This window comes from Mesorhizobium sp. M0663 (assembly GCF_040320585.1).
Lineage (GTDB): Bacteria > Pseudomonadota > Alphaproteobacteria > Rhizobiales > Rhizobiaceae > Mesorhizobium.
This window is the reverse complement of the sequence record NZ_JAMYPX010000055.1, coordinates 1-21,996: the sequence shown is the minus strand read 5'-3', so window position 1 is coordinate 21,996 and position 21,996 is coordinate 1. Positions and strand designations below refer to the sequence as shown.

At 58.2% G+C, this 21,996-nt stretch carries 17 protein-coding genes and 6 pseudogenes; 20 read left to right on the top strand and 3 right to left on the bottom strand.

Annotated features, from left to right (window positions below):
* The 11 genes and pseudogenes from NKI54_RS34730 to NKI54_RS34675 all read left to right on the top strand — a co-directional run.
* Positions 1-515 (top strand): IS66 family transposase (locus NKI54_RS34730; protein WP_352694325.1); only part of this gene is annotated, 515 nt, incomplete at its 5' end.
* Positions 516-1,429: 914 nt separating this feature from the next.
* Positions 1,430-2,215, top strand: a pseudogene (gene bioB, locus NKI54_RS34720) (biotin synthase BioB); the annotation flags it as partial.
* Positions 2,212-3,334, top strand: a pseudogene (locus tag NKI54_RS34715) (8-amino-7-oxononanoate synthase). The pseudogenes bioB and NKI54_RS34715, both read left to right, overlap by 4 nt.
* A gap of 11 nt (positions 3,335-3,345) precedes the next feature.
* Positions 3,346-3,981 carry a dethiobiotin synthase gene (bioD, locus tag NKI54_RS34710; protein ID WP_352694323.1) on the top strand — a complete coding sequence of 212 codons (636 nt, stop codon included), beginning with the start codon at positions 3,346-3,348 and terminating at the stop codon, positions 3,979-3,981.
* Positions 3,981-5,246, top strand: a complete 1,266-nt coding sequence (locus NKI54_RS34705; protein WP_352694321.1) for an adenosylmethionine--8-amino-7-oxononanoate transaminase — start codon at positions 3,981-3,983, stop codon at positions 5,244-5,246. Before bioD ends, NKI54_RS34705 begins: the two co-directional genes overlap by 1 nt.
* Positions 5,243-5,512, top strand: a pseudogene (gene bioZ / locus NKI54_RS34700) (3-oxopimeloyl-[acyl-carrier-protein] synthase BioZ); the annotation flags it as partial. The gene NKI54_RS34705 and the pseudogene bioZ, both read left to right, overlap by 4 nt.
* Positions 5,502-6,023: pseudogene (locus tag NKI54_RS34695) on the top strand (aldehyde dehydrogenase family protein); the annotation flags it as partial. The pseudogenes bioZ and NKI54_RS34695, both read left to right, overlap by 11 nt.
* A gap of 247 nt (positions 6,024-6,270) precedes the next feature.
* Positions 6,271-6,477, top strand: coding sequence for a hypothetical protein (locus NKI54_RS34690; protein WP_352694320.1), 207 nt, complete (start codon positions 6,271-6,273; stop codon positions 6,475-6,477).
* Positions 6,478-6,963: 486 nt separating this feature from the next.
* On the top strand, positions 6,964-8,238 hold the full coding sequence (gene ectB / locus NKI54_RS34685) for a diaminobutyrate--2-oxoglutarate transaminase (RefSeq protein ID WP_352694318.1): 1,275 nt from the start codon (positions 6,964-6,966) through the stop codon (positions 8,236-8,238).
* A gap of 314 nt (positions 8,239-8,552) precedes the next feature.
* Complete coding sequence (locus NKI54_RS34680; RefSeq protein ID WP_352694316.1) at positions 8,553-8,972, top strand: SET domain-containing protein-lysine N-methyltransferase; 420 nt, start codon at positions 8,553-8,555, stop codon at positions 8,970-8,972.
* A gap of 1,306 nt (positions 8,973-10,278) precedes the next feature.
* Positions 10,279-11,736 carry a M20/M25/M40 family metallo-hydrolase gene (locus NKI54_RS34675; RefSeq protein ID WP_352694313.1) on the top strand — a complete coding sequence of 486 codons (1,458 nt, stop codon included), beginning with the start codon at positions 10,279-10,281 and terminating at the stop codon, positions 11,734-11,736.
* Positions 11,737-11,816: 80 nt separating this feature from the next.
* Here the strand turns inward: NKI54_RS34675 and NKI54_RS36670 are convergent, their stop codons facing one another.
* Both NKI54_RS36670 and NKI54_RS36665 read right to left on the bottom strand, forming a co-directional pair.
* A complete protein-coding gene (locus NKI54_RS36670) occupies positions 11,817-12,281 on the bottom strand; it encodes a helix-turn-helix domain-containing protein (protein WP_502898314.1) in 465 nt (154 codons plus the stop codon).
* Positions 12,282-12,477: 196 nt separating this feature from the next.
* A complete protein-coding gene (locus tag NKI54_RS36665) occupies positions 12,478-12,618 on the bottom strand; it encodes a hypothetical protein (RefSeq protein ID WP_502898313.1) in 141 nt (46 codons plus the stop codon).
* Between NKI54_RS36665 and NKI54_RS36660 the strand changes: the two genes are divergently transcribed.
* From NKI54_RS36660 to NKI54_RS34650, 4 genes and pseudogenes are all read left to right on the top strand, one after another.
* A complete protein-coding gene (locus NKI54_RS36660; RefSeq protein WP_502898312.1) occupies positions 12,617-12,859 on the top strand; it encodes a transposase in 243 nt (80 codons plus the stop codon). The two genes, NKI54_RS36665 and NKI54_RS36660, sit on opposite strands and share 2 nt — an antisense overlap.
* Before the next feature lie 399 nt (positions 12,860-13,258).
* Positions 13,259-14,128: a class I SAM-dependent methyltransferase gene (locus NKI54_RS34660; RefSeq protein WP_352694311.1), complete on the top strand. Its 870-nt coding sequence runs from the start codon at positions 13,259-13,261 to the stop codon at positions 14,126-14,128.
* Positions 14,129-14,239: 111 nt separating this feature from the next.
* On the top strand, positions 14,240-15,340 hold the full coding sequence (locus NKI54_RS34655; RefSeq protein WP_352694309.1) for an ATP-grasp domain-containing protein: 1,101 nt from the start codon (positions 14,240-14,242) through the stop codon (positions 15,338-15,340).
* A gap of 601 nt (positions 15,341-15,941) precedes the next feature.
* A pseudogene (locus NKI54_RS34650) lies at positions 15,942-16,247 on the top strand (Lrp/AsnC family transcriptional regulator); the annotation flags it as partial.
* A 32-nt stretch (positions 16,248-16,279) separates the two neighbouring features.
* Here the strand turns inward: NKI54_RS34650 and NKI54_RS34645 are convergent.
* Positions 16,280-17,098: an IS5 family transposase gene (locus NKI54_RS34645; RefSeq protein ID WP_352694327.1), complete on the bottom strand. Its 819-nt coding sequence runs from the start codon at positions 17,096-17,098 to the stop codon at positions 16,280-16,282.
* 104 nt (positions 17,099-17,202) lie between these two features.
* Here NKI54_RS34645 and NKI54_RS36655 point away from each other — a divergent pair, with 104 nt between their 5' ends.
* The 5 genes and pseudogenes from NKI54_RS36655 to NKI54_RS36650 all read left to right on the top strand — a co-directional run bounded on the left by NKI54_RS36655 (position 17,203) and on the right by NKI54_RS36650 (position 21,850).
* A complete protein-coding gene (locus NKI54_RS36655; RefSeq protein ID WP_502898311.1) occupies positions 17,203-17,334 on the top strand; it encodes a hypothetical protein in 132 nt (43 codons plus the stop codon).
* Between the two features lie 534 nt (positions 17,335-17,868).
* Entirely contained in the window at positions 17,869-19,143 is a 1,275-nt protein-coding gene (locus tag NKI54_RS34635; RefSeq protein WP_352694307.1) for an ATP-grasp domain-containing protein, read from the top strand.
* Positions 19,144-19,516: 373 nt separating this feature from the next.
* Positions 19,517-20,014 (top strand): IS3 family transposase, encoded by a 498-nt coding sequence (locus NKI54_RS34630; protein ID WP_352694306.1) that lies wholly within the window; start codon positions 19,517-19,519, stop codon positions 20,012-20,014.
* Positions 20,015-20,222: 208 nt separating this feature from the next.
* Positions 20,223-21,528: pseudogene (locus NKI54_RS34625) on the top strand (IS30 family transposase).
* 13 nt (positions 21,529-21,541) lie between these two features.
* Complete coding sequence (locus NKI54_RS36650; protein WP_502898310.1) at positions 21,542-21,850, top strand: integrase core domain-containing protein; 309 nt, start codon at positions 21,542-21,544, stop codon at positions 21,848-21,850.
* The last annotated feature ends 146 nt before the right edge of the window (positions 21,851-21,996 follow it).

Genomic DNA, 21,996 nt, shown 5'->3' with positions numbered 1-21,996 from the left:
AACTGCATGCCGCAGGCTCCTCCGTTATCGCCTCGCAGACGGTGGCGCAGATGGCCCCACTGTGGGCCGCCGAGGAGGCCGTACGCGGCCAGGACCCGGCAGTTCGGATAACTGCGCGTCAGGAGAAATCCGCCGTCATCGTTGCCGCTCTCTTTGCGCTGTGGGAAAAGGAGCTGCCCAAGCTGTCGGGAAAATCGAAGCCGGCCGAGGCGATCCGCTATGCACTCGGCCGGCGTGCCGCGCTGGAGCGCTTCCTCACTGACGGCCGGATCGAAATCGACTCCAACACGGTCGAGCGCGCCATCCAGCCGCAGACAATTACCCGAAAGAACAGCCTCTTCGCGGGCAGCGACGGCGGCGGACGGACATGGGCCACCATCGCCACCCTGCTGACCACCGCCAAGATGAATCAGGTCGATCCGCACGCCTGGCTCACCCTGACCCTCGAGCGCATTGCCAATGGCTGGCCAAACAGCGATATCGACGCCCTCATGCCATGGAATTACCAGCGCTGAACGGCCTCAGCTGCCCGCTTACCACCGAGCGCGTCGTTCAGCAATCGGTCGACGACGGTGTCCGCCCGCCCCGGCGTTTTTTTGTCCGTTGGCCCGGCTGGCGGCGCGGCCCGCACAGGAGCTTCTGACGAAGAAAAGTCTCGCCGCGGTACTGTCAGGAATTCTGAGCCCGAGGTCATGATGATGGAAACGAGAGAATCATCAGATGTCTATCGAGATAGAACTTCTGGACCGGCTGCTTGCCGGCCGTGATCCGAAGAGGTGTTTTCCAGGGACGGTCTGCTCCCCGCCGGTTTAATCCGAACCCTGCCTGGCCAACCAGGTTCGTAAGTCTCGCCGCGTGATCAACTCCTTGCTAATTCGCGTGGAGCCGTTGTAACACCTCCTTCAAAGAAATTCATAGACTCTTAGCAAATCCAAACCGCCGTGAATGGTACGCTTACCTCATCTGAGGTCAGTAGATCAAAACCGTGGTGCGTAGAGGCAATGGCAAGAGCGCTGATCTGGGTTGTTCGGGACACGGCGACGATCAGCCCAAAACAAACACATGCTTACCTAACGACTGCCGCCAGTGGCTGGTCGCTGCGATCCCTACAACGAAATTTCGTTCGAAAGCTGTAGCATCTGCGGAGAACGCCAAATGACAAAGTCAGTGGGACGGGCGCCAGGTCTTTCTAAGTGGCTTGATGCTGACCCATGATGACACTGGTCAGTCGCCTAGTCGAGGCGCTATAGGCCAAGGGTGCGACATTGTCGTTGTGGTCGGTGGCGTTATCCCGCGCCAGGATTACCAGTTCCTCAGTGACCGCGGTGTGGCGGCTATCTTTGGCCCTGGCACGAACGTGCTCGATGCGGCGCGTGCGCTCCTTGATGTCCTCGAGGGAAGAAGACGAAACCAATGAACGGCCATATTCTGCGGCTCTCAGTCAGCTCAAAGAAGCGAAACCGGCCTGAAGGCGTCGAAGCTGATGGAGGTCCGGCGCGTCGTCGCCGAGGCGACCAAGGCGCGTGACGCCGGCGCAACCCGCTATTGCATGGGCGCGGCCTGGCGAAACCCCAAGGCGCGCGACATGGATGCGGTGGTGGCGATGGTCGAAGGCGTCAAGGCGCTGGGCATGGAGACCTGCATGACCCTCGGCATGCTCGATCTTGAGCAAGCCGCTCGACTGAAGCAGGCTGGTCTCGACTTTTACAACCACAACATCGATACGTCGGAACGCTACTATAGCGAGATCATCAGCACACGCAGCTTTGCCGAGCGGCTCGAGACGCTCGAGCACGTTCGCCAATCCGGCATCAAGGTCTGCTGCGGCGGCATTGTCGGCATGGGCGAGGAGCCGGTGGACCGGATCGGCATGCTGGTGACGCTGGCCAACCTGCCGGAACATCCGCAAAGCGTTCCGATCAATATGCTGATCCCGATCCCCGGCACCCCGCTTGCCGACGCCAAGCCCATCGAGCCGATCGAATTCGTGCGCGTGATCGCGCTGGCGCGCATCATGATGCCGAAATCGCATATCCGTCTTTCCGCCGGCCGTACGGCCATGACCGACGAGATGCAGGCGCTGTGCTTTTTTGCCGGCGCCAACTCGATCTTCGTCGGCGACACGCTGCTGACGGCGGACAATCCCGGTGAGGACAGGGATACCCTGCTGTTCCGGCGCCTTGGCATCGAGCCGATGGAACTCGAGGCGCAATGAACGGGGCACCGCTTGCCCGCTATGAGGCGACCTTGCAGGGACTGGCGCGCAAGGACCGGCTGCGGACGCTGTCGCCGCGCGCCGCGCTGGACTTCTCGTCGAACGACTATCTCGGGCTTGCCGCCTCCAGAAGGCTGGGCGATGCGGTTGCGGCGGCGATTGCGCAGGGCACGCCGGTCGGCGCCACCGGGTCGCGGCTGTTGCGCGGCAACGCGCCGGAGCATGAGCAACTGGAGACAGACGCGACGGCGTTCTTCGGAGCTGAACGCGCGCTGTTCTTCGGCAGCGGCTACATCGCCAACTCTGCTCTGCTGACGACGCTTCCGCGGAAAGGGGACGTTTTGGTCCTCGACGAACTCGCCCATGCCAGCATGCATGAAGGCGCGCGGGCCGGGCGCGCCGAGTTCAAACTCGCTGCGCACAACGACGTCAACGCTGTCGAGGATGCGATCACGCGCTGGCGCGCCGAAGGCGGCATGGGGTGTATCTGGATCGCCGTCGAGAGCCTCTACGGCATGGATGGCGACCGCGCGCCGCTAGAGAGCCTGGTCGCGCTTGCCGATCGGCATGAGGCATTCCTCGTCGTCGACGAAGCGCATGCCACCGGCGTCTGGGGGCCAGATGGCCGGGGGCTGGCCGCCGCGTTCGAGGGCCGCGACAACATCGTGACGCTCCACACCTGCGGCAAGGCGCTCGGCGCGTCCGGCGCACTCGTCACCGGGCCGGGACTGCTGTGCGATTATCTCGTCAACCGCTGCCGGCCATTCATCTATTCCACCGCACCATCGCCGCTGATGGCGGTCGCGGCGCGCGAAGCGCTCGCAATGCTCGCCGACGAGCCTATGCGGCGTTTTCAGCTGCATGAACGCGTCGCCCTCGCGGGCCGCCAATTGGCCGAGCGCTGCGGCGTTCTACCAGCCCTTTGTCATCGGCGATAACAGGCGCACCATGGCGGTGGCGGCGGCACTGCAGGCGCGCGGCTTCGACATACGCGGCATTCGTCCGCCGACCGTGCCCGAAGGCACGTCGCGGCTGCGCATCTCACTGACGCTCAATATCGGCGAAGCCGACATTTCCGCCATGGTCGAGGCGCTCGTCGAGGTGTTGGCCCAGACATGACCGGAGGCGACATGACCAAGCGCATCGTCATCACCGGCACAGACACCGGAAGTGGCAAGACCGTGTTTGCGGCCGGGCTTGCCGGCCTGCTTGACGGTTTCTACTGGAAGCCGGTGCAATCGGGCCTCGACGGCGAGACCGACAGCGAGGCGGTTGCACGGCTCGCCGGCCTGTCGCCGGGCCGCGTGCTGCCGGAAGCCTACCGCTTGAAGAGCCCGCTTTCGCCGCATCGTTCTGCCGAGATCGACGACGTTTCGATCGAGGCTGCCGATCTTTCGTTTCCGGTCCTGCCGACACCGCTCGTCATCGAAGGCGCGGGCGGGCTGATGGTGCCGCTGAACCGCCGGACAAGGTTCATCGACATATTCGAGCAATGGCAGTTGCCGGTCATTCTATGCGCCCGCACCGCGCTCGGAACAATCAATCACACCCTGCTGTCGATCGAGGCCCTGCGGGCGCGCGCTATCCCGTTGGCTGGCATCGCCTTCATCGGCGATGAGATGACCGATACGCAACGGACGATCGTGGAATTCGGCGACGTGCCGCAACTCGGCAGGCTGCCGCACCTCGATCCGCTGACGGACAAAACGCTGAGACAAGCGATGATTGCCGGCTTCGACCTCGCTTTGATTGCCGGAGGCGGATGATGCCGCAATCCCGTGTGTGGCATCCCTTCACCCAGCACGCGCTCGAGCCGGCGATCCCTGAAATCGTCCTGACGGAAGGCGCGTATCTCCACAAAGCCAATGGCGCGCGCATTCTGGACGCCATTTCCTCCTGGTGGGTCGTCACCCATGGCCACCGCCATCCCCGCATCATAAAGGCGATCGAGACGACCGCCTCGAGCCTCGACCAGATCATCTTCGCAGGTTTCACGCACGAGCCTGCCGAATGCTTGGCCAAGGCGCTTGTCGGGCTCGCTCCCGCCGGACTCGACTGGGTGTTCTATTCCGACAGCGGCTCGACCAGCGTCGAAGTCGCGCTGAAGATGGCGCTCGGCTATTTCCGCAACATCGGCGCGCCGCGCTCGCGCATCGTCGTCATGGAGCACAGCTATCATGGCGACACCATCGGCACGATGAGCGTCGGTGCCCGCGGTGTGTTCAACGCCGCCTACGAACCCTTGCTGTTCGAGGTCGACACCATTCCCTTCCCTGCCGCCGGGCGCGAACAGGAAACGCTAGATCGGTTCGAGGCCCTCAGCCGCGACCAGCGCGCCGCCGCGCTGATCGTCGAGCCGCTGGTGCTTGGCGCCGGCGGCATGCTGATGTATCCGGCATCGGTTCTGTCCGAATTGAAGAGGATCACTGAGGCCTCGGGCACGCTGCTGATCGCCGACGAGGTGATGACCGGGTGGGGGCGTACCGGAACCATGTTCGCCTGCGAGCAGGCGAACATCTCTCCGGACATGCTGTGCACCTCGAAGGGCCTGACCGGTGGCGTGATCCCGCTGGCGGCCACGCTTGCCACCGATGCGATCTTCCAGGCTCATTATTCAGCGGATCGCAAGAAGACGTTTTTCCACTCGAGTTCCTACACGGCCAATCCGATTGCCTGCGCGGCAGCACTCGCCAATGCCGAGATCTGGCAGGACGAGCCGGTGGCCGAGCGGATCACGGCCCTGAGCGCGAGACAGGCGGCCGGGCTTCGGCGCTTTGACGACAATGCCAGCTTCACCGACTGCCGAGCGACTGGCACGATCGCAGCCCTCGATCTGCGCACCGGCTCAGCCGGTTATCTGGCCGAGATCGGCCCGAAGCTGCGCGCGTTCTTCCTCGACCGTGGCCTGCTTGTGCGCCCGCTCGGCAATGTCCTCTATCTTCTCCCGCCCTATTGCATCACTGGTGATGAGCTCGACCGGCTCTACAACGCCATCGAGGAGGCCGGCGAACGCTTCGCGTCCAGGCCATGAGCAAGTCGTTGCGCATTCTCGGATTTGGCCATCACGTGCCTGGGCGCAAGGTGGCGAATGCCGAAATCGAGAACAATCTCGGCCTCGAACCGGGCTGGATCGAAAGGCGTACCGGAATCCGTTCGCGCTTCTGGGCAACGGACGAAGACACGCTGTCTGGTCTTGCTGCCCAGGCCGGCGACATGGCGCTGTCGAGCGCCGGCATCGACCGTGGCGACATCGGTCTTTTGTTGCTTGCCACCTCGACACCCGACCAAGCGTGTCCGTGCATTGCGTGTCGGTGACGGTTTCGTGCCAGATGTCGCGATCGGCCCGCTGATCGATACATGCGCCCTTGCAAAGATTGAAGACCATGTTGGCGATGCCGTGCGCAAGGGCGGGAAGATCCGTTGCGGCGGCAGCCGTATCGGCAAATCGGGAACATTCTTCGAGCCGACGGTGATCACAGAGGTCGAAAGGACAATGCGGGTCGCACAGGAAGAGACCTTCGGACCGTTGGCTCCTCTCATCCGCTTCCATGATGCCGACCAGGTGGTGCGCGAGGCCAATGACACCATCTATGGTCTTGCAGCCTACTTCTACGCCTCCAATCTCAAGCGGGTCTGGCGCGTTGCCGAAGCCCTCGAATATAGCATGGTCGGCATCAATACGGGACGCATGTCCTCCGAGGCCGCACCCTTTGGCGGAATGAAGCAATCAGGGATTGGCCGGGAGGGGTCGCGCCACGGCCTCGAGGATTATCTCGAAATGAAATACCTCTGCATGGGAGGCCTTTAGCACCGCAGCATAGCCGGGCCTATCGACGGCTCCGTTGCAGCCGCAGGCGACCAGATCATCCCGAGCCATGGCGTTCGAGTCCGGCCCGGAGCCGGTAGTGCCGCGCGCCGAAATTCGAAGCTGAGCGGAACTGGCGTGCTTGAGGCAACGTGATCGCCCAGTCCGAGCCCTTTTACAACGCGCCGACGAAAACAGCAGAAGGATGTCGGCATGCATGCGTCTTCTCGGGTATGGCTGATCAGGCCTGATGCTCTTCAGCGGATATCGGCTGCTGAGTTTCATCGCAGGCTTCTCCTCCAACTTCGCCCGCATCGAATTGAGCGCCGTCGGACTGACCGCAGGCGTGCAACCACAGAAGAACTCGTCCCGCTGTGTGTTCGCCACCCGTCGCGGCCTTCGGTTCATCAACTACCATTGCCCTGAGACCGCCCTCGCCCGGGGCCCCGGCCTGTGAAGCGAAAGCCGAATGGCTGAGCTATTCGACCACGACCAAGTTGCGGGCCTCGCAACAGCACGAGTACGAGGTCGCCTAGGAAGACATCGCGAAGGAATTACAATCGACAGCCCCGATGCCGTCGAGAAACCGACAACTGCTGTCGGGTTTTTATCAAGATGCGACACGATCGCGTTAGAACCGATACCCTGCTGTAGGCAACCTAGGCCATTGAAAACGATGCGGATAATTTGTTCTGATGCTTTTGTCGAAGTAGTTGGCATGATTATTGAGTTTCTTAGAGTAGCTACTGGGAATCGCATCTGAGGCCAGAAGCTCGTGCAACGGGACATGAGGAGTAAACGCGCTGTTTTGCCCACTCAGGACAGGGCGCGTACCGAGGTTGCCGTTTAGAAACCTGAAGCCGCCGTCAGAATGCGGATTAGACGCCGGTGAAGATAGAAGCGTAAATGCCAGTGCTGCTAGTTTGTCTGTAAAGGAAAGAACATGCCTCGAGAGAGTAGAGCCAACTCGCTTCTTGCCTTCGAAAACCTCGAGTCGAACGTGCGGTCGTATTCGCGGTCCTTTCCTGTAGTGTTTAGGGCGGCTGCAGAAGCCATTCTCGAGGACGAGGACGGTCGCGAGTTTGTCGACTTTCTCTCCGGCGCGGGCACCCTTAACTACGGCCACAACGATCCTGATTTGTTAAAGGACGCGATTAACTACTTGGACTCAGGAGGGATCGTTCACGGCCTGGATATGGCCACCTCAGCCAAAAGAGAGTTTATGGAGTGTGTTGACGCGATAATATTGCGGCCACGTGGTCTGACCTACAAGTTTCAATTTCCTGGTCCCACCGGCGCCAACGCCGTGGAAGCCGCTTTGAAGCTCGCACGCAAGGTCACTGGACGGTCCGGTATCATTTCATTCACCAACGGCTTTCATGGGGTCAGTTTGGGCGCCCTTGCGGTAACAGGTAACCGATACTACCGAGATGCGGCAGGCCTTCCTCTCGCCGGCGCAGTGTTCATGCCCTATGATGGGTATTGGGGAGCCGATAACGACACTTCGGACTATCTGGACAGGGTGCTTGGTGATGCAAGCAGTGGCGTCGATCTGCCAGCTGCCATCATTGCGGAAACTGTCCAGGCCGAGGGCGGCATACACCCTGCTACCAAAGATTGGCTAAGGGCAATCGAGCGGCTTTGCAAGAAGTACGGCGTTCTTCTGATTATAGATGATATTCAGGCGGGCTGCGGACGAGCGGGCAGTTTCTTCAGTTTCGAGTTCGCTGATTTGTCGCCAGACATGGTTTTGTTGTCCAAGTCTCTTAGTGGCTGCGGGCTGCCGCTGTCTCTTTTGCTGCTCAAACCTGAACTAGACGTTTGGCGGCCGGGCGAACACAGCGGTACATTCAGAGGCAATAACCTTGCGCTCGTGACGGCGACTGCCGCTTTACAGAAATATTGGACCAATGAAAAGTTGTCTCAGTGTGTTACGGAATCCGGGCACTTCGTGAGCGAGCGACTTCAGCAGGCCGCTCAAAGCGGCCGATATCATGGCCTGACCGTACGCGGCAGGGGTATGATGCAAGGGCTCGATTGCGGTAGCGGTAAACTTGCTGGGGAAATCGTTCGCAAGGCCTTTGAATACAGGGTTGTGGTAGAGCGATGCGGCTCGGAGGACCAAGTTATCAAAGTTCTGCCTCCCTTGACGATCGACAGAGAGACACTTCAGCGAGGGCTGGACATTCTGGACAAGTCTGTACGCGAAACCGTGTGAGAGATGAGGGCTGCCAACCCATCAACTTGTAAACCGCATTATCTCACCTCGCGAAGGAACGCACCCGTCACTTACCTTAGTTTGCGCCAGAGCGCGGCCGAGAGCGTGGTTCCGGGGACCGGTGGCGGCGATCGCCCGCAAGCACGGCGCGGGCAGAGATATGATTATCGCTGGCGCGGCCCGGACACATGGCGTGCAGCCGCCGCTGACGATCTCGGACGAAGAGTTGGTTGCCGGGATCGATGTAGGCACGTCGGGCACGTCAATCCCGTACTGGACAACACGCGATGCTAAGCATCTATAAGGAAACCACCATGACCGGTATGACCTCTGACCGCAGCAACGCCATTTATATAAAGAATGTCCCTCATAAAGGACGCGGAGTATTTGCGAACATTCCATTTAAGAACGGCGATTTAATTGACCGGTCGCCAACTTGGGGATTTGGGACTGTTGAAGCCACTCAAATCGATAACACAGGTTTGTTCGAGTATTACTTTGTTCGCCCTGGAAGACAACTCGCAAAATACCCCATAATCGGGTATGTTGTTTTCGGATTTATCTCGGTTGTTAATCATTCATCCCGCCCGAATGCACGAATTGCATGGGCCGACGAAGACACCGGAACGTGGGCGAGCATTATCGCATTAAAAGACATAGAAGTCGGCGATGAAATAACGCATCAATATAGCAATCTCGCTGATTATCCAAAGACTATCAAATTTGTTGAATAAGCGGTAGATACTGAGCACCGGAAATATAAATTGTTAATTGGCCCACAGAAGCGATGCGGATTGCTGCGAGCGGCTTATGAGCAACGCATGAGCCCTTCACCAGCTTAATGACCACCCTGTGAGTCATGATCTGGCGCGTCAAGAACTGATTCGTCATTGGCTGGTATTCTTTCCGATAATCGTGTTGTCGCCTTTAACAGGTGGAAACCACGTTTCTCTTATGAAATGCGTGTCAGAAAATGAATAGCCAGGTTACAATACTCGACGTTTCCAAACATGTCTGTGCAGCAGACGAGATCGGGCGCAAGTCTGGTCTCTATATTACAATGGGCGACAATTTTGAGGAATATAACCGTATCACCAGTAGACTTCCCGGAAAGCCGCCGACCACTCCTCACTTCCGGCCGGACTGTTCTGATCTTGAGCCCAGAAAGGCGTTTTGGATTATTGGGCGGGACCGAGAAGGGAGTATAGCGCATGTCCAAGCGATGCGTTTAGACGATCTGCGTAACACCAGCCTGGCCGAGCACCTTGGGTCGCTCAAGGCCTGTTTCGCGGATCCCGACCTCCAAGCCGGACCTAGTTCCTCGTGTAGCTGCTCCGCGCCGACTGCCCGCAGCATAACCGGGCTGGTAGCGTATCATGGCGACATCTGGCTGAGAGCGGACTTTAGGGGGCGCGGTCTCGCAGCCTTTATTGGTCGCATTGCGTTTGGACTGGCATGGGCTAAGTGGTCGCCGGATTGGATCTATGCGTTGGTCGCGGGCTGGAACATCGAAAAGGGGGTAGTCGATCGATATGGATATCAGCATTGTGAATACGGATCAGTGCTGCGCTTGCCTGCTCTTGGAATAAGCCACGACGACTGGCTGGTTTGGCTGACTCGGGACGAACTTTTGAAGACATTTTCGAGCGATATGTCAGGAATTCTGGGCGCGAGGTCGCCGAACGCGGCTAACTAAGTCTTGGCCTCGAACCACTCGCGCGGCGGTCGTTTGCATTCCTCGGCTGCGTGGGCCCCTTCACACGCTGCAGAAGCGAGTAAGGGCATGATAGCAACAACTAACAATGCAGCGGCTTGCAGCGGCTCATCGGCGAGGCCAGTGCCTAGTGCCCTATGAAGAGCAGCAAGATGGTACGATATTTGCGCTACAAACACGAGTGTCAGATTCTCGATGCAGTCCTATCATGGGGCGCGTCGTCTCTGGGTCACCTTCGCATCAGCAATTGTCTTCTTAAGGACTCGGTAAACAGACGGGCTCGTGCGCGTATTCGTTTTCGCCCATCTCTAGAAGGAAGATCTGTCGTGAAGTGGAAACCCGATTCTTCGTTTGATACCCATGTACTGGCTGCCGGCAACATTGCCGCAATGGCTGCTGCCGAAACGACCAGTAGTAAAACGGCAGCTCTATTGCAGGATCTATTGCGTTTCGATACTACTAACCCTCCAGGGCGCACGATCGAGCAGGCCGAATATCTGAAAAGGATCTTCGACGCGGCTGGGATCCCGAACGAAATCGTGAGGACGCCAGACGAAGGCCGAGCCCACTTCATTGCGCGACTCAAAGGCGATGGGAGCAAACGACCTGTCCTTATGGCCGGCCACTCTGATGTGGTTCCAGCCGAGCGCTACATGTGGACCGTGGATCCTTTCGGCGGCGTGATCAAAGATGGCTTTATCATGGGCCGAGGTGCCATGGATTTCAAAGGTGGCCAGGCGGTATTTGCCCGAGCCATGCTGATGCTTGCAGAAAGCAAGATTCCTCTCGCCCGTGACGTGATTTTTCTCGCCGAAGCGGACGAGGAAGCGGGTGAGTATGGGACCGGCTGGCTTGCGAAAAACCATTGGGACAAAATCGACGCAGAATTCGCGTTGAATGAAGGCGGATGGATTTTCCGGGATAAGGCGGGTGTCACCCGCCAGGTGAATATTACGACCCGAGACAAGATCTATGCTGGTCTGAAACTCCAGGTCTTGGGAAGACCCACGCATTCCTCGCGGCCGATGCCCGACAGCGCTATTGGGCGTCTCACCCTCGCCCTTGCCAAGATCTCGGTATGGGACACCGATCCGACGCTGACCCCACAGACCCGGGCTTATTTCGAGGCTCTGTCTAAGACGACTGAGGGGCCGTTGGCGGCGGATCTGGCTACCCTTGGCAAGAGCGAGGATCCGACTGCGCTACGGGAAGCCGGAAAGAGGGTATCCGAGCAGGGAGACTATCCTCTCCTCTGGCATGCCCTGATGCGCAACACGGTCGCGACGACGGCCGTCAAAGCAGGGGTGAAGGAAAACGTCATCCCTGCTACAGCGGAGGCGTACATTAACATCCGCCTCGTTCCGGGCTCGGTTCCATGGGATGTGCTCAAGCAGGTCGAGGCCGCCATCGGTGACCCCAGTATCAACGTGTCCTTGGCCACGACCATGTCGGAGGCGGAAGACCGGGAGTACTACGACAAGGCCACAAATGCGGCCGCCTCCTCCACCGAGACTGATCTCTACAAGGCGCTCGCCGAGAGTAGTAAAAAAGTCTGGCCTGAGGCCCAAGTTGTCTCTGCTCTCTTCGAGGCAGGGACCGACGCGTTGGCTTGGCGCCAGCGCGGCGTGCCGGTCTATGGCATCTATCCATATCCGTTAGATAATGACACGCTGGAGCGAATGCACGGAAATGACGAGAGAATTTCCATCAAGTCTCTCGACGAGGGCACTGAGATGATTTTCGACACGCTGTCGAAGGTCGCTGGGAATAATCAACTGACATAACAAGGAGCCCATCGGACTTATTCCGGGGGGCCATCGCCGGATAACCAAGCAACATTGACCTTGCCTTCCGTATCGGCACCCTACCCCTTCCGGATAGGTGTCGCGTCGGGTTCTACTAACTGCTGGTGGCAAAATGTTGTTGGGATTGAGTGCGCTGGGCGATTCAAAACTATACGTGGCGCTTCGTGCGGCCTGTACCTCACCGTAGGAGAACTAATGCTCTCTGAACTGGCCCCCGTTTCGACCGGACAGTTTGCAAGCGCGGCCAGTTCGGCCTGCTGCTCATGCGACAGCCGGGACGCTGGTCCCGGCACCCATTGGTCCACAAGACCATCGGGGCCGGCCGTGTTGAACCGATGCACCCAGTCGCGTAGTGTCTGGCGATCCATCCCGCCGATCCGGGCCGCATTGGCCCGGCTCATGCCGTCCAGAACCGCCGCGATCGACAACAGCCGGCTGCTCTGGCGCACATCCTTTGAGTTCCGGGCAAGACGGCGAAGCTCCCCCGCCGAAAAGTCCGTCCGCAACTTCACCGCTGATCCCATCGCCGCATCTCCTTCGGCAATACGGAATCACGGCGCGCAAATCGGCCAAAATCACAAAAGAGTCAGCAGCCAAGACCGTTGGTATAAGGCTCTTCGCGCGCCGGCAGGACACCGACCTCAGGCTTGTGTTCATGAGCTTATACCTCGTGACAGGCGTTGCCTATTTCCACGTCGTCTTCACACTGCCCGCCGAGATTCAGCCCTCGCCTTCCGCAACAAGACTGTCATCTACGCCCTTCTGTTCAAGACGGCCGCCGAGACGCTGCGCAGCAATTGCCGCCGATTCCCAAATGGCGCGAAGTTCGGCAACATTGCGGTGCTGCACACTTGGGCTCATGGGCCAGACCCATCCTCATCTCCATTGCATCGTGCCGAGCGGTGGCCCGTCGCTCGACGGCACCCGCTGGGTAGCCTTCCCGGCCGGCTTCTTGGTTCGTGTTACGCCTGTTCTGGGCAGCTATTTCTTCAGGCGCATGGCCGCCCACGACTCCGGCGAGCTGACCTCTTCGGCGATCTGGCCAGCCTCGCCGAGGATCGCCTTTCCCGCGTTCTTGGCGCCGTCCGCGACTGCCAAGTAGGTGGGGACTTTGCCATCCCCACCCCTCACAGACCCCGCGGGAAAGCCGCCCTCCCGATCTGTGAGGGCGAATGCTGAATGGCTGAGCTATTCGACCCGGAACAATTAGCTAAGACGTCGGGTACCCGACACTCCTGTCGGGTTTGTCGCGTAAGCGACTGGGGGCTTCTCGACTTGGTTCCCGCGCATCATGATTTAAGTCGTTGAAGAACATTGAAATATTTTTCGACACTTTTCTTGCACAGTTGGCACGACTTTCGCGATTACCTCATACCGAGAGTTACCGAAAGATATTCATGTTGTGGTATATCGTGATTGATGGAACCAGGGAAGCCGCGGTTCTGGCCGACAGGCTCCGGTCGGCAATCCGGCACCGTTGCCGCCCCGGTGCAAGTCTGACATGGCCCGCGCCGCCAAAGCTTCAGCCGATATGGGCTGGAAGATCGTCGATCTGATGTCACCCCAAGTCAACTCTACGCACCAACGTTCGCAATGTGAACTTCGCGTAGAAATGGAGAGAGGCGAATCGAACATGAATAACAACTTTATCTATGACGAGACTTGGGCGTCTAACTATCAACGATTTGCCCGCATACATGGCAGAATCGCTGAGGTAGACGAGACTGTGACTTTTCTTGAGAGCTATTCTCGCGGAGGGAATGCTCTTGAACTTGGTATTGGCAACGGACGCGTGGCGGTGCCCTTGGGTGAGCGCGGCGTCAGGGTCGAAGGTATCGACAATTCAGACAGCATGTTGGAACTTCTCGTCAAGCGCACTGACCTTGTTAAGGCTTGGAAGGGGGACATTGCCGATTTCAAAACGGAGCAAAGCTATAATCTGGTATATTGTGTCTATAACACGTTCCAGCTACTCGCCACGCGCGAAGCTCAATTGACTTGCCTCCGATCTGCCGCAGAGGCGCTAGATGAACAGGGAATTCTGGTGATAGAGTTCGATGTGCCGGCCTTGGAAGGCTTCGTGAACGGCCAGAAAACTACTACGGTGTTCGTGGATCACGAGAACACGATTCTCAATGCGCATGTCCACGATCCACTGAACCAACACTTGATTTCAAGCCTCCTCTGGTTTTCTGGTACATCGGTCAGACGTTTACCATATCGCGCTCGTTACGTTTACCCTCAAGAACTCGACACCATGGCCGAGCGCGTAGGGCTGGAGCTCGTGGAACGTTGGGGAGATTGGGCGAGAGGTGCGTTCACCGAACACTCCAAACGTCATATCTCGGTTTACCGCCGAATCAGCCTGTAGTCCGGGACCTTTTCGTCGGCCGATCTATGAGTGATCTCGGCAACTCCGATGTCCTAAGAAGCTGCAGCCTTGCTGTATCGCCACGCTTTATTGACTTGAAGGGAAACGAAGATGCCGCTTGAAGTTTCATTTCTTTTCGGAGGGATTTCGACGGAGTATGACGGGTCCGTCATATCGTTAACTCACGTCATCTCCTCCTACCTAGCCCTGCCCTACACAGAACGGCCGTTCTCGGTTAAAAATCTGTATCATGTGAGCCGCAATGACGGCCTGGTTCGTGGAATCCCTTTCCATAGTGACTTCACGATTGAAGATCTCCACGCCTATATGTCCGATAGTAGCGTCCTTTCCGGACGCACACTGGTCGACACTTTTGGTTGCGTTATATCCAGGGGTGAATATGTGGTGAATTTATTGCATGGACAGTTTGGCGAAGATGGTGGCGCACAGACGCTTGCGGGGCTTTTAGGGTTAAGTGGCACGTTCGGCGACCCGCACGTGGCATCGCTGACGATGAATAAGTACGCTATGTCATCATTCGTTTCTTCATTATTTCCGAATGAGGATGTGAAAGTACCTAGGACTGTGCTGCTCACGGCCCGCAATGTCGACGACTGGCCGAAGTTAGCGTCGTCAATACAGGGCCCAATTGTGGTAAAGCCAAATTCACTTGGCTCCTCACTTTTCGCTGAACTTTTTCATGAACCCGCAAGATCCGAGGCCGAGATTGACGCTCTTTTGCGCGTGATTTTTACCTACGACAATGCTGCGTTGATGCAGGAGTTCATTCCCGGCGAGGAGTATACGTGCGGCTGTATCATTCGGTCGTCTGAGGTGATACCCCTACCAGTCGTGAGAATTGACGCAGATAAACAGTTTTGTAGCCGCGACCAGAAATATCCCGGCAATCTTTCAAAGAAATCTGTGGTTGCTTTAGATGCCACGGTTTCTACGCATTTGCAGTCAGCGGCAACATTAATTACCTCGTCGGTTGCGCTTCATAATATGGTTAGATTTGACTTCCGGGTGGCGTATGACTCACAGATCTGGTTCCTTGAGTGCAACTATATACCATCACTCGGCGAAGATAGTTCTTTCGTAAAAATGCTGGATCACTATGGCATGACAGTCATAGAACTGATACCGTGGATCGCGGCCAACTCCGCGCCCTTTGCGAAAGCGGACCACTACGTTAACTATGAGTCCCTCTGAACCATCTATTCTCTACCGCGCGCCCACGGACTTTGATGCTGCCGATTGTGCCTCCGCTTGCGTCGATTGAAACGCTCCAGCAATAGCGGTTGGTGACGGACGTCCGCCGGTGAATGGTCGTGTGGTCCTCGCATGCCCCGCTCGGCCACCCTGGGCGGTTGGACAGCTGACTTGGTGAGGTTGCTGAACCAACGCTGTGGTTCGGAAAAATATCAGCAGGGGCTTGACCTCAACGACCTCATTCAGAGAAGCCTTTGCATAATCATCCAGCCGTCTCGCCATCAGTAGGTTACCCTGGGATCCCGAAGTATGCCTACGGACATTTTTGTTGAGTTTGTCGACTCCGGCACGGAGTTTTCCTTGACGATTCCCAATCTCGCCTCGGTTTAAGCAGCTGAAATGACACGATGTCACAACTCTCCGGCTCGATCAATCCGAATTGGCACGAGATTTGAACCGTTCGATGCGAAGCTGCGCAAGCTGTCTTGGCCCTGCGTCTCTTTCACCGCAGTAGCGTCCGGCCTGGGGCATCTCCGCAGGCTGTGGTGACCTTGACGACAAACAGCAGGGTGCGAAACTAAGCGCTCAAAAGGCTACGGCGATGGACGATAAAGATCGAAGAATTCTTACGGTACTACAGAAGAACAACCGGCTGTCCTTTGCCGAACTCGCGAGGCGTGTCGATTCCTCGGTCGCCTCATGCATGCAGCGAGTGAACAAGCAGCGTTCGACTGGAGTGATCGTTGCGGATATCTCACTCGTTGATTCTAAGGCTTTTGGCAGATCGCTTACCGTTGTCGTGACAGTAGAGCTTGACCGCGAACGTCCGGACTTTGTTGATGACTTCAAGCGCGCGATGCAGGCGGCCAAGGAGGTTACACAGTGCTATATGGTCACTGGTGATGCCGATTTCGTCTTAGAGCCTGACTCGAAACTCGGCTACGCGCGACGCGGAACTGCCCTTCGTCGCAGCATAAGGCGGATCGACGCGATGAATATCCATGCCTCGGCGCTGGCGATGGTGACCTCGAAATCCTTGGCGAGTCGGCGACAACGTCCGAGCCAGGCGAAAGTTCGCTCGACCACCCATCGTCGCGGCAGTACCTCGAAGCCTTTGGCCGTGTCGGAGCGCTTGATGATTTCAATGGTCCATGTGCCCAGATCGGCCAGAGTCTCCGTTAGTTTTTCTCCTGCATACCCGCCGTCGGCGAATAGATGGCGCAGCCACGGGTAAAGCTGTCGAATGGTGGCGATGACGCCAACTGCCCCATCCCTGTCCTGGATGTCGGCCGCATGTACCGTCAACCCGACCAGGTGCCCCTCGGTGTCGGTAATGATATGGCGCTTGCGGCCTTTGACCTTCTTGCCGGCGTCGTAACCACGCAAACCGGCAACGTCCGTGGTCTTTGCCGATTGGCTGTCGATGATGCCGGCGCTCGGGCTCGCTTCGCGACCGAGGACCACCAGGTGGAAGTTGATGGTCTTCCACAGCCCATTGTCTCGCCAGGCATAGAAATAGCGTTGAACCGTCGAAACCGGCGGGAAGCGGTCCGGCAATGCCCGCCACTGGCAGCCCGTCCAGGCAATATAGAAGAGCGCGTCCACGACTGCCCGCAGCTCGGTCGTCCGCGGTCGTCCCGTCGCCTTCGCTCCAGGCATGAACGGCTCGATCAACGCCCATTCCCTGTCCGTCAACGCGTTTGCATCCCGCTGCCCCGCGCGGCAATATTGCCGGCGGGTGGCCTCCGTCCAACCCATCCCGTGATCTCGCTCAAGTCTAGACAACTCAAGGGAATCACAACGGACGGGGCCACTCAACCGCTTCCACGCCCAATCGCGAGTTTCGGGTCAGGCTCTTAATCGTGGCGGTCGAGGACCTCGAGGTCTTTGACGTCTTCGCCAGGACAAAGCTCTTTACCGACCCCAGCGTGCGAAAATTTAAGAGTATGATCACGCTTGATCGTGTCAAAATGGCGCCTCGGATCGCTGTGTAGTTGTCGGCTGGTTGCGCTGATCTGGGTTTTGACAGCACCCAGACACCAGGGTACCTATTCGTTTTCGTCGCGATGGATGGCGATGGGCTCGCGATGCCGAATTCGGAGAAGGTACGATCCCCCCGAAGCGTAGACAGAAGATCAACCGGCGGGTCGCGGATCAGATGCTGCTCGGCAATTTCGGGCTCCGAGCCGGTGGCGATCAACCTATACAACGACGCGTCATAAGCGAGCGTCCGAGCGTCTGAAATTTCATGCTGACCGTCGAATTGCTGATGACGCTGAGAGAGACATAAGCCCTTTTGCAGCTTGCCTTCCGGCCGCAGGATTTTTCCTCGCGTCGAGACGCTCAATGCCACACCGCTCGTACCGAAACATTGCAACAGATCCTTTAAAAAACTTTACAGATTCTTTGTGTCCGCAGATCGCTGATAATGGTACCGACAATGCAGATCTGAGTTCGGACGAGAATAAAAACCCGACGCTTGTTTACGCTCAGACCGCCGTGCATCTTGCAACGAAAGGTCAACGTCAATGGCGACAAGTGCGATCATCCTGCTTGAGGGCCACAGAAGTATTGGTCTGCCATACGTGAAAGCGGCTCGGCGTCTTGGTCTTCATCCAATTACCATGTCGGCTGATCCAACTCAGTACGACTATCTTGCGGCAGAAGGGACTGCGGTAATCCATGTCGATACCGAAGATCTCGATGCGCTGATCCGCGAATGTTCCCGGCTATATGCGACGTACGACATTGCTGGCATTACGTGCCTCTACGAGTCGTTCTATGCCACAGTCGGCAAGCTCTGCCGCCATTTCGATCTACCAGGACCGAATCCCGCATCCATTGAACGATGCTGCGACAAATTCGCTCAACGTCAGCTCCTCGCGGAGGCCGGCATTCCGATACCCGCTTATCGGGTGGCAACGAGTGCGACGGAGGTAGAACGCTCCGCTGCGGAGATCGGCCTGCCGGTAATTCTTAAGCCAGCCGTGGGCAGCGGCAGCATGGGTGTCCGATTGTGCCGCAACGTCGATGAGTTAGCTAAACATACGACCTATCTGTTGCGCGGGAAGCAGATATGGCTGTCTTCGCCGAGCATACTGGTCGAAGAATTCACACAAGGCCCATTCTATAGCGCTGAGATAATGGGACATGAGGTCATTGCCATTGGTGCCGCTGACTTCGGCCCCCCACCGCATTTCGTCTTTAATGAATGCATCTTTCCGGCCCCGCTGACCGATGTCGAGTATGCGCGTATCGCCGAACTCTCGCTGAGCTGTTTGCGGGCTCTCGACCTTGGCTGGGGGCCAACGAACATTGAATTTCGGTGGACCACGCGTGGGCCAGTCGTCATTGAAGTCAATCCTCGTCTTGCGGGTGGGACCACTCCTCAACGGTTTCAGCTAGCTTGCGGTGTCGATCTCATCACCGAGCACATCAAGCTTGTCATAGGCGAGGAATGGGACTTAGGTAAAAGGCATTCATACACTGCTGTCACGCGGTACCTACTTCCTGATCGTGACGGCATCCTCGATCGGATCGGTGGTGACAGTCGGGCGGCTGCCGTACCAGGTGTCGCAGAGGTTAAACTGTATGTTGAACCCAAGACGGCGGTCATCAGGAACGGCGACTACCGAGACGCGATCGGATATGTTATCGCCGCTTCACCCGATCTTGCGCAGACCCAGGCCATACTTCAGCGTGCCGTCGACTTAATCGATTGGTCGATCACACCATTTCCGACCCCTGACGAACAGGAACAATCTGCAGCCCCTTACTTCTCCGCACCAACACAGGTGCCTTAAAGTAAAGGGTGATCGTCGCCGAACATTGGTGCGAAACCGTCAGCAAGTTTCAGTCGCCAACGACTTTACGAGTGGCGTGATCATCTCAGGCTTCATGGTAATCTGAGGTCACGTCGGCGTGGCCGGCCGGCCAGGACAGCAAGAGTTGACGGAGCCACACAGCTGCAGAGTGCACTCGATGACTCGATGTGCCGTCACCTCAGGAAAAGGCACTGAGCAAGGCCAGGCGCCGGATCAGGGAACTGGAGCAGAAGGTCGGGCAGCAGCAGCTCGATCTCGATTTTTTTCGCGAAGCCTTGCGGCACTTCGAGGAAGATCGGCGTCGGAGCGGCGCTCCTGGCGAAACCGCATCTTCAAAGTCGTCGAAAAGATGATGACCGGCCTGTCGCAAGGCGAATTCAACATCGAGAGAATGTGCTGGCTCGCTGGTGTCAGCCGCGCGAGCTATTACCGTCACTGGCTGGATTCGGCCCCTCGTCCGGCCGAGACGGGTTTGCGCGATCTCATTCAGAAGCTGGCTCTCGGTAACACACACTACGGCTACCGCCGGATTGGAGCCCTGCTGCGGCGCGAGGGCTGGCAAGTCAATCACAAATGCGTTCTACGGATCATGCGTGAAGACAATCTGTTGTGCCTGCGCGCTAGACCCTTTGTGCCTGTGACGATCAACTCCCGGCATGGTTGGCAAGTCGTGCCGAACCTCGCGAGGGGAATGATCCTCAATGGCGTAAACCAGCTATGGGTTGCCGATATCACCTTCCTGCATCTGGCCGAGCAGTTTGCCTTCCTTGCCGTTGTCCTTGACGCGTTTAGCCGCAAGGTTGTCGGATGGGCGCTGGATACGCGTCTCATATGTCTTATATTATATTAGAGCAAGCCTTGCCATCGAGGCTCTCGAGATGGCGATCGCTGATCGCCACCCCGTACCCGGGAGCTTCATCCATCATTCCGACCGCAGGGTTCAAGGCGGATTCAAGCGATCGTCGCAACACTCTGAGTTGGAGGTTGCTATGAGCATTCGAAACCGGCGATCGGGACGGTCTGGACGAGCGCCATTACCTTCACCATGACGGCCGCCTTTGGCGGGGCGCGATGAACAGATTAGATTCTGGCGGGCGATCGGCGCGGGGCTGAGCAGCGAAGATGCTGCGTTCGAAGCCGGAGTGTCGCAGCCTGTAGGAACCAGATGGTTCCGAAAGGCGGGCGTATGGCACCAGCGATGTTCAGATCCTCGGCGAACCCACTCTCCGGGCGGTACCTGTCATTGGTGGAGCGCGAAGAGATCGCACTTCTCAGGGTACAGGGCCATTCCATGCAGGAGATTGGACGCCGGCTCGGTCGTTCCGCCTCGACAATCTCCCGTGAACTGCGGCGCAACGCGGCCACCCGCAGCGGCGGGTTGGAGTATCGGGCGACGACTGCCCAGTGGCATGCGGATCGATCGGCCCGTCGGCCCAAGCCGACCAAGCTTGCGTTCAACGCAACCTTGCGCACTTATGTGGAGGAGAGACTTGCTGGCGTTGTCGTGGGCCCGAGCGGCGCTCCCGTTCATGGTCCCACCGTTCCATGGAAGGGCCGCCGGCATGGCCCGCGAAAGGATCGGCGATGGGCCAGGGCCTGGAGCCCGGAGCAGATTGCCCGACGCTTGCCGATCGACTTCCCGGACGACAAGACGATGCGCATCAGCCACGAAGCCATCTATCTGGTCCTCTTCGTTCAGGGCCGCGGAGTGCTGGGCCGCGAGCTGACGGCCTGCTTGCGAACAGGACGTGTCTTACGGGTCCCCAGGGCGCGCGTACGCAGGCGAGGCCAGGGCTTTGTATCACCGGAAATCATGATCAGTCAGCGTCCCGCCGAAGCGGCGGCCGATGGAGCGGTTCCGGGACATTGGAGGGAGACCTCATCCTCGGTCTTGGCAGCTCGGCGATCGGCACGCTGGTCGAACGCATGACGCGCTTCACGATGCTACTGCATCTTCCCCGGCTCGCGGGACATGGCGAAGCTCCGCGCATGAAGAACGGGCCTGCGCTCGCGGGACAGGGAGCTGAGGCCGTGCGTGACGCGATTACGCGCACCATTATCGCCTTGCCCGAAGAGCTACGCCGTTCGCTGACATGGGATCAGGGAGCCGAAATGGCCCAGCACGATCGTCTCACGATCGATGCGGGTGTCCAGGTCTACTCCTGCGATCCGCAAAGCCCATGGCAGCGCGGCACCAACGAGAACACCAATGGGCTGCTGCGTCAGTACTTCCCGGGAGGCACCGACCTGAGCATCCACAGCGCCGACGAGATCGCCGCCGTGGCAGCGGCCCTCAATGCCCGGCTGAGAAAGACCCTGGGTTGGAAAACGCCGGCAGAGGCGCTTGACGAGTTGCTGCCATGAGTGAACACAATCGGTGTTGCGACGATCGCTTGAATCCGCCCAATACGCTTGCGGGGCCTACTCCGAACTTCTGCTTGTTCACGGTATCCAAGCGAGCATGAGCCGTGTCGGCAATCCTTACGACAATGCGAAGGCGGAGAGCTTCATGAAAACCCTGAAACAGGAAGAGGTGCAAGGTCTCGCCTATAAGGATGCAGATGATGCCCGCAAGCACATCGGTGCTTTCATAGAGACCGTTTACAACCGGCGTCCGGGACTTACCGAAACACGCACATTCCCTCATCGCAAGTCTTCAAAACCCGCGACCGACGATCCTCGCTGAGTGCCCTTGCCATTGTCCACCTCATCAAAGTGGACGTTGAATCGTAAGCGCGACGCCGCTCCCCTCGTGCGGGGCATGAGGTGAATGTGCGAAGAATCCCCCCGATCGCGAGAGACGGAGGGCCTACGTGGGAGCAGACGGCAAAA